The 15,239-nt window shown below is 67.0% G+C and carries 12 protein-coding genes and 1 pseudogene; 7 read left to right on the top strand and 6 right to left on the bottom strand.

Features of this window, described 5'->3' with window-relative positions; translation table 11 throughout:
* Window positions 1-23: 23 nt before the first annotated feature.
* Window positions 24-1,538, top strand: coding sequence for an Asp-tRNA(Asn)/Glu-tRNA(Gln) amidotransferase subunit GatB (gene gatB / locus MNAB215_RS00515; protein WP_077076987.1), 1,515 nt, complete (start codon window positions 24-26; stop codon window positions 1,536-1,538).
* Window positions 1,539-1,544: 6 nt separating this feature from the next.
* On the opposite strand, the gene MNAB215_RS00510 is transcribed toward gatB, so the two are convergent.
* A complete protein-coding gene (locus MNAB215_RS00510; protein ID WP_077076986.1) occupies window positions 1,545-2,666 on the bottom strand; it encodes a PQQ-dependent sugar dehydrogenase in 1,122 nt (373 codons plus the stop codon).
* A 252-nt stretch (window positions 2,667-2,918) separates the two neighbouring features.
* Between MNAB215_RS00510 and MNAB215_RS00505 the strand changes: the two genes are divergently transcribed.
* On the top strand, window positions 2,919-3,761 hold the full coding sequence (locus MNAB215_RS00505) for a DoxX family protein (protein ID WP_077076985.1): 843 nt from the start codon (window positions 2,919-2,921) through the stop codon (window positions 3,759-3,761).
* Window positions 3,762-3,775: 14 nt separating this feature from the next.
* Here the strand turns inward: MNAB215_RS00505 and MNAB215_RS00500 are convergent, their stop codons facing one another.
* The gene (locus MNAB215_RS00500; protein ID WP_077076984.1) at window positions 3,776-4,114 is read right to left on the bottom strand and encodes a PH domain-containing protein; all 339 of its coding nucleotides are present in this window, start codon (window positions 4,112-4,114) and stop codon (window positions 3,776-3,778) included.
* A gap of 406 nt (window positions 4,115-4,520) precedes the next feature.
* Between MNAB215_RS00500 and MNAB215_RS00490 the strand changes: the two genes are divergently transcribed.
* The 3 genes from MNAB215_RS00490 (at window position 4,521) to ilvC (ending at window position 7,968) form a co-directional block, all read left to right on the top strand.
* Window positions 4,521-6,338 carry an acetolactate synthase large subunit gene (locus tag MNAB215_RS00490; protein WP_245830172.1) on the top strand — a complete coding sequence of 606 codons (1,818 nt, stop codon included), beginning with the start codon at window positions 4,521-4,523 and terminating at the stop codon, window positions 6,336-6,338.
* An 82-nt stretch (window positions 6,339-6,420) separates the two neighbouring features.
* Complete coding sequence (ilvN, locus tag MNAB215_RS00485) at window positions 6,421-6,933, top strand: acetolactate synthase small subunit (RefSeq protein ID WP_077078296.1); 513 nt, start codon at window positions 6,421-6,423, stop codon at window positions 6,931-6,933.
* A gap of 33 nt (window positions 6,934-6,966) precedes the next feature.
* Window positions 6,967-7,968, top strand: a complete 1,002-nt coding sequence (gene ilvC, locus MNAB215_RS00480; RefSeq protein WP_108637502.1) for a ketol-acid reductoisomerase — start codon at window positions 6,967-6,969, stop codon at window positions 7,966-7,968.
* Window positions 7,969-8,098: 130 nt separating this feature from the next.
* Here the strand turns inward: ilvC and MNAB215_RS00475 are convergent, their stop codons facing one another.
* From MNAB215_RS00475 to MNAB215_RS00465, 3 genes are all read right to left on the bottom strand, one after another.
* Window positions 8,099-8,965, bottom strand: a complete 867-nt coding sequence (locus tag MNAB215_RS00475; protein ID WP_077076981.1) for an endonuclease domain-containing protein — start codon at window positions 8,963-8,965, stop codon at window positions 8,099-8,101.
* A 108-nt stretch (window positions 8,966-9,073) separates the two neighbouring features.
* Complete coding sequence (wrbA, locus tag MNAB215_RS00470; protein ID WP_077076980.1) at window positions 9,074-9,673, bottom strand: NAD(P)H:quinone oxidoreductase; 600 nt, start codon at window positions 9,671-9,673, stop codon at window positions 9,074-9,076.
* Window positions 9,670-11,133 carry a phytoene desaturase family protein gene (locus MNAB215_RS00465; protein WP_077076979.1) on the bottom strand — a complete coding sequence of 488 codons (1,464 nt, stop codon included), beginning with the start codon at window positions 11,131-11,133 and terminating at the stop codon, window positions 9,670-9,672. Before MNAB215_RS00465 ends, wrbA begins: the two co-directional genes overlap by 4 nt.
* A 41-nt stretch (window positions 11,134-11,174) precedes the next feature.
* Between MNAB215_RS00465 and serA the strand changes: the two genes are divergently transcribed.
* Together serA and MNAB215_RS00455 are read left to right on the top strand one after the other, a co-directional pair.
* A complete protein-coding gene (serA, locus tag MNAB215_RS00460; protein WP_077076978.1) occupies window positions 11,175-12,761 on the top strand; it encodes a phosphoglycerate dehydrogenase in 1,587 nt (528 codons plus the stop codon).
* On the top strand, window positions 12,758-13,768 hold the full coding sequence (locus tag MNAB215_RS00455; RefSeq protein ID WP_077076977.1) for a 3-isopropylmalate dehydrogenase: 1,011 nt from the start codon (window positions 12,758-12,760) through the stop codon (window positions 13,766-13,768). Before serA ends, MNAB215_RS00455 begins: the two co-directional genes overlap by 4 nt.
* A gap of 133 nt (window positions 13,769-13,901) precedes the next feature.
* On the opposite strand, the pseudogene MNAB215_RS00450 reads toward MNAB215_RS00455, so the two are convergent.
* A pseudogene (locus MNAB215_RS00450) lies at window positions 13,902-14,915 on the bottom strand (MFS transporter); the annotation flags it as partial.
* Between the last annotated feature and the right edge of the window lie 324 nt (window positions 14,916-15,239).

Here is a 15,239-nt window from a genome sequence, read left to right as displayed (position 1 = left end):
CAGTCACCATTAGGATCGACCGCATGAGTGTTGCTGCTAGCGCCGATCTCATGGACTACGACGACGTCCTCGCGCGCTTTGATCCGGTATTGGGGCTCGAGGTCCACGTCGAGCTGTCCACCGCGACCAAGATGTTCTGCGGTTGCTCGACCACATTCGGCGCCGAGCCCAACACCCAGGTGTGCCCGGTCTGCCTGGGGCTGCCCGGTTCGCTGCCGGTGCTCAACCGGGTCGCTGTCGAGTCGGCGATCCGCATCGGACTCGCGCTGAACTGCGAGATCGTGCCCTGGTGCCGCTTCGCCCGGAAAAACTACTTCTACCCGGACATGCCGAAGAACTACCAGATTTCGCAGTACGACGAGCCCATCGCCATCAACGGCTATCTCGAAGCGCCACTCGAAGACGGCACCACCTGGCGGGTCGAGATCGAGCGCGCCCACATGGAGGAAGACACCGGCAAGCTCACCCACATCGGCAGTGAGACGGGCCGCATCCACGGCGCGACCACCTCGCTGATCGACTACAACCGCGCCGGTGTGCCCCTGATCGAAATCGTCACCAAACCCATCGTGGGGGCCGGAGCGCAGGCGCCGCAGATCGCCCGGGCCTATGTGACGGCGTTGCGGGATCTGTTGCGTGCCTTGGACGTATCCGACGTCCGAATGGACCAGGGGTCGATGCGCTGCGACGCCAACGTATCGCTGAAGCCAACGGGCACAACCGAATTCGGCACCAGGACGGAAACCAAGAACGTCAACTCGCTCAAGAGCGTCGAGGTTGCGGTGCGCTACGAAATGCAGCGCCAGGCCGCCGTTCTGGCATCCGGTGGGCAGATCATCCAGGAAACCAGGCACTTTCAGGAGGTTGGCGGCTACACCAGCCCGGGACGGGCCAAGGAGACCGCGCAGGACTATCGCTATTTCCCCGAGCCCGACCTGGAGCCCGTCGCACCCAGCCGCGAGCTGGTCGAGCAACTGCGCCAGACCATTCCCGAGCTACCGTGGTTGAGCCGCAAGCGGATTCAGGACGAATGGGGAATTTCCGACGAGGTGATGCGAGATCTCGTCAACGCGGGAGCCGTCGATTTGGTGATCGCGACCGTCAAGCACGGCGCGACCAGCGAGCAGGCCCGCGCCTGGTGGGGAAACTTCTTAATGCAGAAGGCCAACGAGGCGAACATCGCACTCGACGAGCTGGCCATCACCCCGGCTCAGGTCGCCGCCGTGGTGGCGTTGGTCGACGACGGCAAGCTGTCCAACAAGCTGGCCCGCCAGGTCGTCGAAGGTGTGCTGGCCGGGGAGGGTGAGCCCGAGCAGGTGATGACGGCTCGCGGTCTGGCGCTGGTGCGTGACGACTCGGCGACGCAGGCCGCCGTCGACGAGGCACTGGCGGCCAATCCCGATGTGGCGGAAAAGATTCGCGGCGGCAAGGTTGCCGCTGCCGGTGCGATCGTCGGTGCGGTGATGAAAGCCACGCGCGGACAAGCCGATGCGGCCCGGGTCCGTGAGCTGGTGCTGGCCGCCTGCGGCCAGGCTTGAGACCTGTCAGGTCTTATCGTCGCTGCTGCGCGGGAAGCCGCCGCCCTGCGGGAACAGCGGGAATACCACGTCGTCGAGCTTCTCGGCATCGCCGGCGGTTTTGTTGACGGTGCCCGCCCAGATGTTTCCGTCGGGCGACATCCGCAGCGCCCACGCGTGGGCGTGCGTGTCCTTGCGGACGACCTCGGGTTCACCGGTCACGGCACCCGTCTGCGGCGCGATCCGGATCGCCACCGTCATTTTGGTGTTGATCAGATTGACCATGATGGTCCCGTCCATCGCCGCGCATCCGGCCACGCCCGGCTTGTCCGGCCAGGTCCACACCGTGGACACCTGCGAGGTCTTGGTGATGCGCTGCAGCCGGTCTGCGGTGGGGGTGCGGTCGGCGACGTACATCGAGCCGTCGACGGGATCGGTGCACAGGCCGCCGCCGGAGCCGACGCCGGACAGCGCCGTCGTCGGTGGCGCCTGCCCGACAGTGGTCGGCTGCTCGATGCGTAACACCTTGCCGGCCAGCGATCTGGGATCGGCGGCCATTGCCGGATTGCCCGCATCGCCGGTGAGCACCACCAGCGTCGTGGGGCTGGTGAACATCAATGCGCCGGTGTTCCCGTTGGCGCCCTTGGGGATTCCGGTCAAGATGTCCTTCGGGATGTCGCCGTCGGCCACCCTGATGACCCGGTTGTCGGTGGGCGTGCTGATGTAGGCGTACATCAGGCGGTCCTGCGTGTAGGTGGGCGACAGCACGATGTCCATCAAGCCGCCGTCCCCGGACGGGTCGACCGGGATGACCGTTTTGACCTTCGGCTCGGCGTTAACCGAGATCTCCTTGACGGCCCCGGTGGTGCGTTCGGCGACCAATGCGGTTTTGCTGTCGGGGCCCATGATGAGACCGCTGGTGCTCTCCAGGCAGCCCTGCATGACCCCGGGTGCCGGGCACTGCTTGGGGAAGGGCGTGGGCGGCAGCGGCGGCGGCGGGGGAGGCGTCGAGCTGGGCTGCGGCTTGAGTTCGGGGTTGGTGGTGAAGGGCGCAGATGCTGCGTCGTTGAACCGCGCGCAACCGGTCGACACCAGGATCAGCGCGCACAGCCCAGCAAGCCCGCACCGAACCGAGCGCCGCAATCGCATGTCCGACAGGCTACGGACATTGCCGGCTTCGACGCCAACAAGCCGCCACAGACGTGCCCTTGTCCGGGTTCGGAAGTCGGCTGACCCATCCCCTTTGCGGGCTTCTCCCAGACACCGGAAAGACACCGAAAAGCCATCGGGACGACCATTTGGGGCCGATCTGGGCGGGTTTGGCGCGTCGACGACCGATTTTCGGGCGAAAGCGCCGCTCAAATCCCCGATCTGGGCCCAAAAGCCCTTACCCTGACACCCGTGACCAGTCAACCGAATGACGCACATTGGCAGCGGCCTGGCGACGCGCCGGAGCCGGCCCCCGGACGTCCCGCGGCAGCACGCTTGGTCGACCCCGAAGACGACCTGACACCCGTCGGCTACCCGGGCGATTTCGGCAGAACCACCGTCATCCCGTATCAGGATCCCCATCTGGTGAGTGGCCACGGCGGGTCGACGTACGACGTCCTCGATCGGCAGGAGCCGTTGCCGTACGTTCAGCCGCAGCCGGCACCCCGGCACCTGGCGGCCGAGCCGGCCGAGATCGAGCCGCACGACGACCACGACCCCCACGACGCCATCGGGCGGCGCGGCACCCAGAATCTGGGTTTGCTGGTGTTGCGAGTCGGGCTGGGCGTGGTGCTGGGCGCGCACGGGTTGCAGAAGCTGTTCGGCTGGTGGGGCGGCCAGGGATTGGGCGCCTTCAAGAACTCACTGTCCGACGCGGGCTACCAGCACGCCGACATCCTGTCCTATGTGAGCGCCGGCGGGGAGATCGCCGCGGGTGTGCTGCTGGTGCTGGGACTGTTCACCCCGGTGGCCGCCGCGGGCGCGTTGGCGTTCCTGATCAACGAGCTGCTGGTCAGCATCGCGGGGCGGCCACACACCTTCGCCTACTTCTTGCCGCAGGGGCACGAATACCAGATCACGCTGATCGTTCTGGCCGTCGCGATCATCCTGGCCGGCCCCGGCCGGTACGGGCTGGACGCCAACAGGGGCTGGTCACATCGACCGTTCATCGGATCGTTCGTGGCCCTGCTCGCCGGGATCGCCGCGGGCATCGCGGTGTGGGTGCTGCTCAACGGGGTCAACCCGATCGCCTGAAGATTGCCCGCCGCTCAGCGGTACGGGTTGGGCACCCGTCCGTTGCTGACGGCCGCCAACTGCGGCAGCGTCGCAAAAGTGACCGCGGGCAGTCGCAGTTCTGCCCCGCTCTTGAGCCGGGCACGCGCCCAAGAGCCCCGGTGGAAGCGCAGCCCGTCGATGTCTTCCCAGCGCACCGTCCGGCTGCCCCATAGCTTGCGCACCGTCACGCCCTGATCGTCGGCCACCGTCCGGAGCCGGACGATCATCGCCGACAACAGCACCGGAATGACAAGCAACGGAGCCGAAAGCGGCCAGGCCAGCACCGGTATCAGCAACCCCAATGTCAGGAATCCCACGGCCAGATGCGCCATCGGGGAAACCTTGATGATCAGGGGCGAACCGTCGGGTGTTGGGTCAGACGAACCAGGGGCCACCCGAGCATCATTTCACCAACGCCCTGGCCGCCGGCGCGGCGATCGGCGCTCCCGGGACCGGATTTGACGGTTGACCTGTGCGAAGGCTACCGTCGAGCGTTATGGATACCGCCGGAAAGCCCGGACTGCTCGTAGTAATTAGTCAGCGCGTTGGTGGCTGACTAAGTCTTCAGCATTTGAAGCGATCCAGCACCAACGCGCAACCCTCGTACAGCAGCTGAGCTGACGGGGGTTTTTTCTTGCGCAGCAGCCCAAAGTTCCACCGGCGAACAAGGATCAAGAGGATCAGGACACAGTGAGCGCACCTACCAGGCCACAGACGGGGTCGCAGGATGCGGCCAAGATCGCAACGGACGCGTCGAAGCCCGCCGCGACCGCCCCGGCGACCAAACCGAAACATGTTGGGCCCGAACAACTTACCGGCGCACAGTCGGTGATCCGGTCATTGGAGGAACTCGACGTCGAGATCATCTTCGGAATTCCGGGCGGCGCCGTGCTGCCGGTCTACGACCCGCTGTTCGACTCGAAGAAGCTGCGCCACGTGCTCGTCCGCCACGAGCAGGGCGCCGGTCACGCCGCAAGCGGTTACGCGCACGCCACCGGCAAGGTCGGGGTCTGCATGGCGACGTCGGGTCCCGGCGCCACCAACCTGGTGACTCCGCTGGCCGACGCGCAGATGGACTCAATCCCGGTGGTCGCCATCACCGGGCAGGTCGGGCGCAGCCTGATCGGGACCGACGCCTTCCAGGAGGCCGACATCTCCGGCATCACGATGCCGATCACCAAGCACAACTTCCTGGTCCGCTCCGGCGACGAAATCCCGCGGGTGCTGGCCGAGGCCTTCCACATCGCGTCCTCCGGACGGCCCGGCGCGGTGCTCGTCGACATCCCCAAGGATGTGCTGCAGGGGCAGTGCACGTTCAGCTGGCCGCCGCGGATGGAACTGCCCGGCTACAAGCCGAACACCAAGCCGCACAGCCGGCAGATCCGCGAAGCCGCCAAGCTGATCGCGCAGGCCAACAAGCCGGTGCTGTACGTCGGCGGCGGTGTCATCCGCGGCGAGGCGACCGCAGAGCTGCGCGAGCTGGCCGAGCTGACCGGTATCCCGGTGGTGACCACGCTGATGGCGCGCGGCGCCTTCCCGGACAGCCATCGGCAGAACATGGGCATGCCCGGTATGCACGGCACCGTGGCCGCGGTGGCGGCACTGCAGCGCAGCGACCTGCTGATCGCGCTGGGCACCCGTTTCGACGATCGCGTGACGGGTCAGCTGGACTCGTTCGCGCCCGAGGCCAAAGTCATCCATGCCGATATCGACCCGGCGGAGATCGGCAAGAATCGGCATGCCGACGTGCCGATCGTCGGCGACGTCAAAGCCGTCATCACCGAGCTGATCGCGATGCTGCGCCACTACGGCACCCCGGGCAATATCGACATGACCGCCTGGTGGGCATACCTCGACGAGGTGCAGTCCACCTTTCCGCTGAGCTACGGGCCGCAGAGCGACGGCAGCCTGGGCCCGGAATACGTCATCGAAAAGTTGGGCAAGATCGCCGGCCCCGACGCCGTTTACGTTGCCGGCGTCGGCCAGCACCAGATGTGGGCGGCGCAGTTCATCTCCTACGAGAAGCCGCGCACGTGGCTCAACTCCGGCGGGCTGGGCACCATGGGCTTCGCCGTCCCGGCGGCCATGGGCGCCAAGATCGCCTGGCCCGAGGCCGAGGTCTGGGCGATCGACGGCGACGGCTGCTTCCAGATGACCAACCAGGAGCTGGCCACCTGCGCGATCGAGGGCATTCCGATCAAGGTCGCGCTGATCAACAACGGCAACCTGGGCATGGTGCGGCAGTGGCAGACCCTGTTCTACGGGGAGCGTTACTCGCAGACCGACCTGGCCACGCACTCACACCGCATCCCGGACTTCGTCAAGCTGGCCGAGGCCTTGGGCTGCGTCGGATTGCGTTGCGAGCGTGAAGAAGACGTCGAAGACGTGATCAACCAGGCCCGCGCCATCAACGACCGTCCGGTGGTGATCGACTTCATCGTCGGCGCCGACGCGCAGGTGTGGCCGATGGTGGCCGCGGGCACCAGTAACGACGAGATCCAGGCCGCCCGCGGCATCCGGCCGTTGTTCGATGACCCGAGCGAAGGGCACGCGTAATGCGCGCCGACGACGATGCAGTGGGGGCACCCCCAGCCGCGGAGCGGCGAGGGGGACGTGGCGATGAGGAGGAGTGGCGCAGATGACGGGATCGCCTAAATCACATACCTTGTCGGTGCTCGTCGAAGACAAACCCGGCGCGCTCGCCCGGGTGGCGGCGCTGTTCTCGCGCCGGGGCTTCAACATCGAATCGCTGGCGGTGGGCGCGACCGAGCAGAAGGACATGTCGCGGATGACCATCGTGGTCTCCGCCGAGGAGACTCCGCTCGAGCAGGTCACCAAGCAGCTCAACAAGCTGGTCAACGTCATCAAGATCATCGAGCAGAACGACGACAACTCGGTGGCCCGCGAGTTGGCGCTGATCAAAGTCGGCGCCGACGCGGGTACCCGCAGTCAGGTGATCGAGGCAGTAAACCTGTTCCGCGCCAAGGTGGTTGATGTATCACCGGAAGCGCTGACCATCGAGGCCACCGGCGACCGCGGCAAGATCGAAGCCTTTCTGCGGGTGCTGGAGCCGTTCGGTATTCGCGAAATCGTGCAATCGGGACTGGTTTCGCTGTCCCGCGGTTCGCGCAGTATCGGGACCGCTAAGTAACACACAAGGAGATATTCAACAGTGGCATTAGAAATGTTCTATGACGACGACGCAGATTTGTCGATCATCCAGGGCCGCAAGGTCGGCGTCATTGGATACGGCAGTCAAGGGCACGCGCACTCGCTGAGCCTGCGCGACTCAGGCGTGCAGGTGAAGGTGGGCCTCAAGGAGGGCTCGAAGTCGCGGCCCAAGGTCGAAGAGCAGGGTCTGGATGTGGACACACCCGCCGAGGTGGCCAAGTGGGCCGACGTCATCATGCTGTTGGCGCCCGACACCGCGCAGGCCGACATCTTCAAGAACGAGATCGAGCCCAACCTGAAGCCCGGCGACGCTTTGTTTTTCGGTCACGGCCTCAACATCCACTTCGACCTGATCAAGCCGCCGGGTGATGTGACCGTCGCGATGGTCGCCCCGAAGGGCCCCGGCCATCTGGTGCGCCGCCAGTTCGTCGACGGCAAGGGCGTGCCCGCCCTCATTGCCGTCGACCAGGACCCCACCGGCCAGGGCGAGGCGCTGGCGCTGTCCTACGCCAAGGCCATCGGCGGCACCCGGGCCGGTGTCATCAAGACCACCTTCAAGGACGAAACCGAAACCGACCTGTTCGGTGAGCAGGCCGTATTGTGTGGTGGCACAGAGGAATTGGTGAAGACCGGTTTCGATGTGATGGTCGAGGCGGGCTACCCGCCGGAGATGGCCTACTTCGAGGTGCTGCACGAGCTCAAGCTGATCGTCGACCTGATGTACGAGGGCGGCATCGCCCGGATGAACTACTCGGTGTCCGATACCGCGGAGTTCGGCGGCTACCTGTCCGGCCCACGCGTCATCGACGCCGGCACCAAGGATCGGATGCGGGACATCCTGCGCGACATCCAGAGCGGCGAGTTCACCAAGAAACTGGTCGCCAACGTCGAGGGCGGCAACAAGCAACTCGAACAGCTGCGCAAGGAGAACGCCGAGCATCCCATCGAGATCGTCGGCAAGCGACTGCGCGACCTGATGAGCTGGGTCGACCGCCCGATCACTGAGACGGCCTAACTTCGGGCGCCACGGCGCGCCGCTGGGCCGGCCGCTGCGCCGCTGGGCGCCACGGCGCGCCGCTGGGCCGCTGCGCCGGCCGCTGCGCCGAGATCGACGTTAGCGCGGTAACTTTCGGCGTGTCGCCACGCTAACGTCGATCTCGGTGGCGGGTTGCTCGGGCAAGCGCCCGAGCAACCCGGTCGATGATGTCCTGCGGTCGGTGTTCGGCGACGACGCGAATCACCACCCAGCCACGGTCTTCCATCGCCGCGATCCGGTCGATATCCCTGACGAATTGGCGGCGATCGGCTCGGTGTTGGTCGCCGTCGTACTCCACTGCGACCAGGTGGTCCTCCCAGCCCATATCGAGCACACCGATAAGTCGCCAGTTACGGTGAACCGGTATCTGTGTGGTTGGTGTCGGAAATCCGGCGTCGACCAGAAGCAGCCGCAGCCAGCTTTCCTTCGGCGATGCTGCGCCGCCGTCGACCAACGGCAGCACATCGGTGAGCCGTCGTAGGCCGCGCGCACCCCGGTATCTTTTTGCCAGCAACAAGACGTCTTCCGCCGAGAACGGAGCCGCACGTGCGAGCGCGTCGAGGCGCGCCAACGCTTGATCTCGCGGCAGGTGACGGCCGAGATCGAAGGCGGTGCGCGGCGGAGTGGTCACCGGAAGCGTGATCGCGCGACGTGTGACGTGGGTGACCTCGTCGGAGGCCAATGTCTCATTGCGCACGATCAATCCGCGTTGTGGCCGAGCGCTTTTCGCGACCAGCTCGATGGGTGTCTCCGCGTCGACCCATTGGGCCCCGTGTAGCGCCGACGCCGCCGCACCCGCCACCACCCCACACCTGCGCGACCATAGCCACGCACCCAGCGTGTAATCGTCAATCGTCGGGTTGGACCACGTTGGCAGGTAGACATCGCGGAAGATCGACCTATGCCAACGCCGTAGCTGATGCTCGGTGAGCGCGCCGGCCGCGACCGCTTCGCTGCCAATGAAGACTTCCGCCATGCGTCGATCGTGGACACAGGCACCGACAGGTGCGCCGAAATCGACGTGAGCTCGGCGAGGTGCGGCGTGTTGTCACGCTTACGTCAATGTCGCGGCCAAGAACTCGCGCTACGACGTCAGGCGCCCGGCGACCGACACCACGCGCTGGGCCAGATGGTCCAGCGCATTGTCGATGGGTTCCTCGAACTCGTTGATGTTGTCGTGCGTGGCTACCAGGCTGACCCCGTAGGGGTTGCCGTCGACGAACTTGCATGGATCGGTGTATCCCGGTGGGACGAGGATCCCGCCGAAGTGGATCAGTGTGAAGTACAGCGAGACCAGCGTGGTCTCCTGGCCACCGTGCAGGGTGTTGGACGACGTGTAGCCCGCGTAAACCTTGTCGGCGAGCTTGCCTTCGGCCCACAGCCCGCCGAGGGAATCGAGGAATGTGCGCAATTGTGCCGCCGGAGAACCGAATCGGGTGGGCGAGCCGAAGATCACCGCGTCGGCCCAGACGATGTCGTCGCCGGTGGCGGCGGGAAGATCCTTGGTGGCTTCATAATTCGCCGTCCAGGCCGGGTTGTGTGCGAACGACTCAGGGTCCTGCGTTTCGGCGACGTGGCGCACCCGAACCTCGGCGCCCGCGGCCTCGGCCGCCGCGGCGACCCGGCTGGCCATTGTGGTGCCGTGACCCGTGGCCGAGTAGTAGATGATCGCGAGTTTCGTCACGCGGTCAGCTTAGGCCGCAAGTCAGGCATGCTGAAGATGCCGAACTCGCGACGCAACATCGAGCGCGCGGCGTAGTAACCGGCCATGCCGTGCACGCCGCCCCCGGGCGGGGTGGCCGCCGAACACAGATACACCTTGGGAATCGGGGTGCGCCAGGGATCCAGGCGCGGGGTAGGGCCGGCGATCGCGCGCCACGCGTTGTTGCCGCCCACCCCGATGTCGCCGCCGACATAGTTGGCGTTGTGGTCCGCCAAGCGCGCGGCGGGCACCGCTCGGGCCGCGACCACGACGTCGCGGAAGCCGGGGGCGAAATGCTCGACAACTCCGGTCACGGCTTCGGTCGCATCGAGGTCCGAACCCGACGGCACGTGCGCGTAGGTCCAGAAGGGGCGCCGGCCCGCGGCGTCGATGCGTCCGGTGTCGGCCAGGTGCGGCAAGGCGGCCAACACCATCGGCCACTGCGCGTGGCGCCCGGCCGCGATGTCCGCCTCGGCCCGGGCCATCTGCTCGCGGGTGCCGCCCAGATGCAACGTCGGCGCCTCCCGCAGGCGGGGATCCGACCACGGAATGTCCTCGCTCAGCACGAAATCGACCTTCGCGACTCCGGGTCCAAAATGGTAGCGGCGCAACGCTTTTGCGTAGCGCACCGGCAGCGTGTTGCGGTAGATGCCCAGCAGCGCTGTCGGCGCGGTGTCGAATACGACGACGCCGCCGGGCCGCCCGGGCGGAGTAGTGACTTCGACGCCGGCGGTCAGCTCACCGCCGTGGTTGCGCAGGTCTTCGATCAGCGCATCGGTGATCGACTGACTGCCACCCACCGGAATCGGCCACCCCACCGAATGGGCCAGGGTCGCCAACATCAACCCGGCCGCGCCCGCCGTCAACGAGGGCATTCGCGAGAGCACATGGGCGGCAACGCCGGTGAACAGCGCGCGGGCGTCGTCTCCGTTTAGTAAGCCGGCCAGCGAGCCCCAAGCCGGGGTGCCCTGCGCCAGTATCCGCAGCCCCAGGCGCACCGCCGACGGCAGGGACGAAGGCACCGAGCGCTTGTCGCCGAGCAGCAGGCCCACCACCTCGCGCCAGTCGGCGACCAACGGGCCGAGCAGCCGCCGCCAGGACGCACCGTCGGCCAACTCCGCGCAGGTGCGCTCGAGGTCGCGGTAGGCGATCACCGCCGGACGGTCCTGCAGCGGATTCGCGTAGGCGATGTCGGGGACCACCAGATCCACGCCGCGCGCCCGCAGGTCGAACTCCGCGAAGAAGGGCGACGCCAGCGCCAGCGGGTGGACCGCCGAGCAAATGTCGTGTTCGACTCCGGGAAATTCTGGGTCGGCGGCGGTGCGGGCACCGCCGCCGAACGTGGGCTGGGCCTCGACGACCTGCACTTTGAGTCCCGCGCGGGCGCATATGACGGCCGCGGTCAACCCGTTGGGTCCGCTGCCGACGACGGTGACATCCATGGCTTTATTACAGCCGAGACAGCGGCCGATAGGCTGGCCGCGTGAACTTGCCTGTTGTGTTAATCGCCGACAAACTCGCTGAATCAACCGTGGCAGCCCTGGGAGACCAGGTCGAGGTGCGCTGGGTAGACGGTCCGGACCGGGAGAAGCTGCTGGCCGCGGTGCCCGACGCCGACGCGCTGCTGGTTCGTTCGGCCACCACCGTCGACGCGGAGGTGCTGGCCGCCGCCCCCAAACTCAAGATCGTCGCCCGCGCCGGAGTGGGCCTGGACAACGTCGATGTCGACGCCGCGACCGAACGCGGTGTGTTGGTGGTCAACGCGCCGACGTCGAACATCCACAGCGCCGCCGAACACGCACTGGCGCTGCTGCTCGCGGCGTCCCGGCAGATCCCGGCGGCTGACGCCACGTTGCGCGAACACACCTGGAAGCGCTCGAAGTTCTCGGGCACCGAAATCTTCGGTAAGACGGTCGGCATCGTGGGTCTGGGCCGCATCGGCCAGTTGGTCGCGTCACGCATCGAGGCCTTCGGCACCCACGTCGTCGCCTACGACCCGTATGTGTCGCCGGCCCGCGCCGCGCAGCTCGGCATCGAACTGCTGCCCCTGGATGAACTGCTGGCCCGGGCCGACTTCATCTCGGTGCACCTGCCGAAGACCCCCGAGACGGCAGGCCTGATCGACAAGGAAGCGCTGGCCAAGACCAAGCCGGGCGTCATCATCGTCAACGCCGCCCGCGGCGGCCTGGTGAACGAGGCGGCCCTGGCCGACGCGATCAGCAGCGGTCATGTGCGCGCGGCCGGTCTCGACGTGTACTCCACCGAACCATGCACGGACAGCCCGCTTTTCGAGCTGCCGCAGGTGGTGGTGACGCCGCACCTGGGAGCATCCACCGAGGAGGCTCAGGATCGGGCCGGCACCGACGTGGCCGAGAGTGTGCGGCTAGCGCTGGCGGGGGAGTTCGTGCCCGACGCGGTCAACGTCGGCGGCGGCGTGGTCAACGAGGAGGTGGCGCCGTGGCTGGATCTGGCACGCAAGCTCGGTGTGCTGGCCGCCGCGCTGTCCGACGGCGCGCCGACCTCGTTGTCGGTGCAGGTGCGCGGCGAACTGGCTTCCGAAGACGTTGAAGTGCTGAAGCTTTCGGCTCTGCGCGGTCTCTTCTCGGCCGTCATCGAGGATCCGGTCACGTTCGTCAACGCGCCGGCGCTGGCCGCCGAGCGTGGCGTGACCGCCGAAATCAGCACGGCCTCGGAAAGTCCCAACCACCGCAGCGTCCTCGACGTGCGGCTGGCCGGCCACGACGGCTCCCGCGTCAACGTCGCCGGCACCCTGTCGGGACCGCAGCTGGTCGAGAAGATCGTCCAGATCAACGGACGCAACTTCGACCTGCGCGCGACGGGCACCAACCTGGTGATCAACTATCACGACCAGCCCGGCGCCCTGGGCAAGATCGGCACCTTGCTGGGTGCGGCCGGGGTGAACATCCAAGCCGCACAACTCTCCGAGGACGCCGAGGGGCCGAGCGCGACGATCCTGCTGCGGCTCGACCGCGACGTGCCCGGTGACGTCCGATCCGAGATCGCGACCGCGGTAGGCGCCAACAAGCTTGAGGTGGTTGATCTTTCGTGAAACTCGCGGTGATCGGCGGCGACGGGATCGGACCCGAGGTGGTCGCCGAGGCGGTCAACGTCCTCGACGCCGTCCTGCCCGGTGTGCAGAAGAACGAATACGATCTGGGCGCGCGGCGCTACCACGCAACCGGTGAGCTGCTGCCGGACTCGGTGCTCGCCGAGCTGCGTGGGCACGACGCCATCCTGCTCGGGGCGATCGGCGACCCGTCGGTGCCCAGCGGTGTGCTGGAGCGAGGGCTGTTGTTGCGCTTGCGCTTTGAGCTCGACCATCATGTCAACCTGCGGCCGGCCCGACTCTACAAAGGGGTCACCAGCCCGCTGGCGGGGGACCCGAAGATCGACTTCGTCGTGGTGCGTGAGGGGACCGAGGGGCCCTACACCGGCAACGGCGGTGCGATCCGCACCGGCACGGTGCACGAGGTGGCCACCGAGGTAAGCGTCAACACCGCGTTCGGGGTGCGCCGCGTGGTCAAGGACGCCTTCGAGCGGGCCCGGCAGCGGCGCAAGCACCTGACGCTGCTGCACAAGACCAATGTGCTGAATTTCGCGGGCAGGCTGTGGTCGCGGATCGTGGCCGAGGTCGGCGAGGAATACCCGGACGTCGAGGTGGTGTATCAGCACGCCGACTCGGCGACCATCTTCATGGTCACCGACCCGGGTCGCTTCGACGTGATCGTCACCGACAACCTGTTCGGCGACATCGTCACCGACCTGGCCGCGGCGGTGTGCGGTGGAATTGGCTTGGCCGCCAGTGGAAATATCGATGCCACCCGGACCAATCCCTCGATGTTCGAGCCGGTGCACGGCAGTGCACCCGACATCGCCGGCCAGGGCATCGCCGATCCGACCGCGGCCATCATCTCGGTGGCATTGCTGCTGGCCCATCTCGGTGAGGTGGATGCCGCCGCCCGGGTGGATCGTGCGGTCGAGAGTTATCTGGCCTCTCGTGGGAGCGAACAGCTTGCCACCACCGCCGTTGGCGAACGGATTGCAGCCGCGCTCTAGTTTCCAATCCGGGGGGCAGCAATCGGATCGGCACCAACGGCACCGCTAGCAGCGGGAAGAGTCCGCATAGTGCCCACGCCGGCGGATACCTTGCCGCACTGATCAATACACCGAACAGAGGGGGACCGGCGGCGGCCATGAGTCGCTGGGCGGTGTTCTGGATGCCCAGGGCCCGCCCGCTCCAGAACGGCCCGGCGAATTCGGTGATAGCGGTGGCCTCCAGCCCGTTGTCGAGTACCGCGATCACCGAGACGATGATCATCAGCGGCACTTCGTAATGCGAACCCCGGTGGTCGGCATAGGCCAGCAGGAAGAGCGTCAACGCGGCGGCGGCGGCGATCATCGCGACGGGCCGCATCCGCGAGCCGATCCGATCTGACCAGCGCCCGACCATAATTCGGCCCAGCGCTCCCAACAACTGCGAGACCGTCATCGCGGCGCCTGCCGACGCAATCGACCAGCCGTCGTTTCTGATCAGCCAGACGAGCATGAAGGTGACAGTCACGGTCTGCGGCATCATCAGCAGCGCGGACACCGCGTGGATTCGCCACAACACCCAGGATCTGCGATAGGGACTTGCCAATTCCTCGGTGGTGGCCGTCCGCAGGGGTTTGCGCGGTGAGTCGACGACGGCGACGATGCTGAGCAGCGCGGCCGCCGTGCACGCGAAGGCGGGAAACATCAGTCCGGCACGGGGACTGTGCTCGGCCAGCTCGGGAATCGCCAAGGCGCCCAAGGCGATTCCCAGTGGCTGGGCCGTCTGGCGAATTCCCATCGCCAGGCCACGCTGCTGCGGCGGGAACCAGCCCGAGACCAGCCGGCCGCCGGCGCTGTTACACCCGGCCGCGGCCATCCCGCCGAGGAACAGGAACACGCCGACCCACACCAGCGAATGCACCGACGCCGCAGCGTAGGCCGCGACCGCGGTGAGCGCCGAGCCCGCCGCCAGCACGATCCGCTCGCCGGCCCGGTCGAGCACATAGCCCCATCCCACCAGCGTGACGACCATGCCCCAGCTGGGCATCGACGACAACAGGCTGGCTTCGGTCAGCGGGGTTTGGCGTTCGGCTTCCAGCGCGGGGATCAAAAAGGCCACACCGTTGATGAACAGGAAGGAAGTGGACGTCACGATCAGCGATACGACCATGATCGACCAGCGTGCCCCGGGGCCGAGTTGACCCGCGGCCTCCACTTCCGTGGCCATCCCTCATGCTAATGACACCACCAGCATCGTCCATCGCCCGAGGGTGCTGATCGATTCGGTCGGCATCACTGAGTCATTCGGAACAAGCCGGTGAGCGGAATGGTGCTGGGTCAAACCAGCTGGCCAGCCCTGCCGCGTCGGCCGCTGTCGCCCGTCACTCGGCGGATGGTGACGGCCCGCAGCGCCCGGCTGCGCCGCGCTCGCGACCGTCACTCGGCGGATGGTGACGGCCCGCAGCGCCCGGCTGCGCCGCGCTCGCGACCGTCA

It is taken from the genome of Mycobacterium numidiamassiliense, from assembly GCF_900157365.1.
GTDB classification, from domain to species: Bacteria; Actinomycetota; Actinomycetes; order Mycobacteriales; family Mycobacteriaceae; genus Mycobacterium; species Mycobacterium numidiamassiliense.
This window is presented reverse-complemented; position numbering and strand designations above follow the sequence as displayed.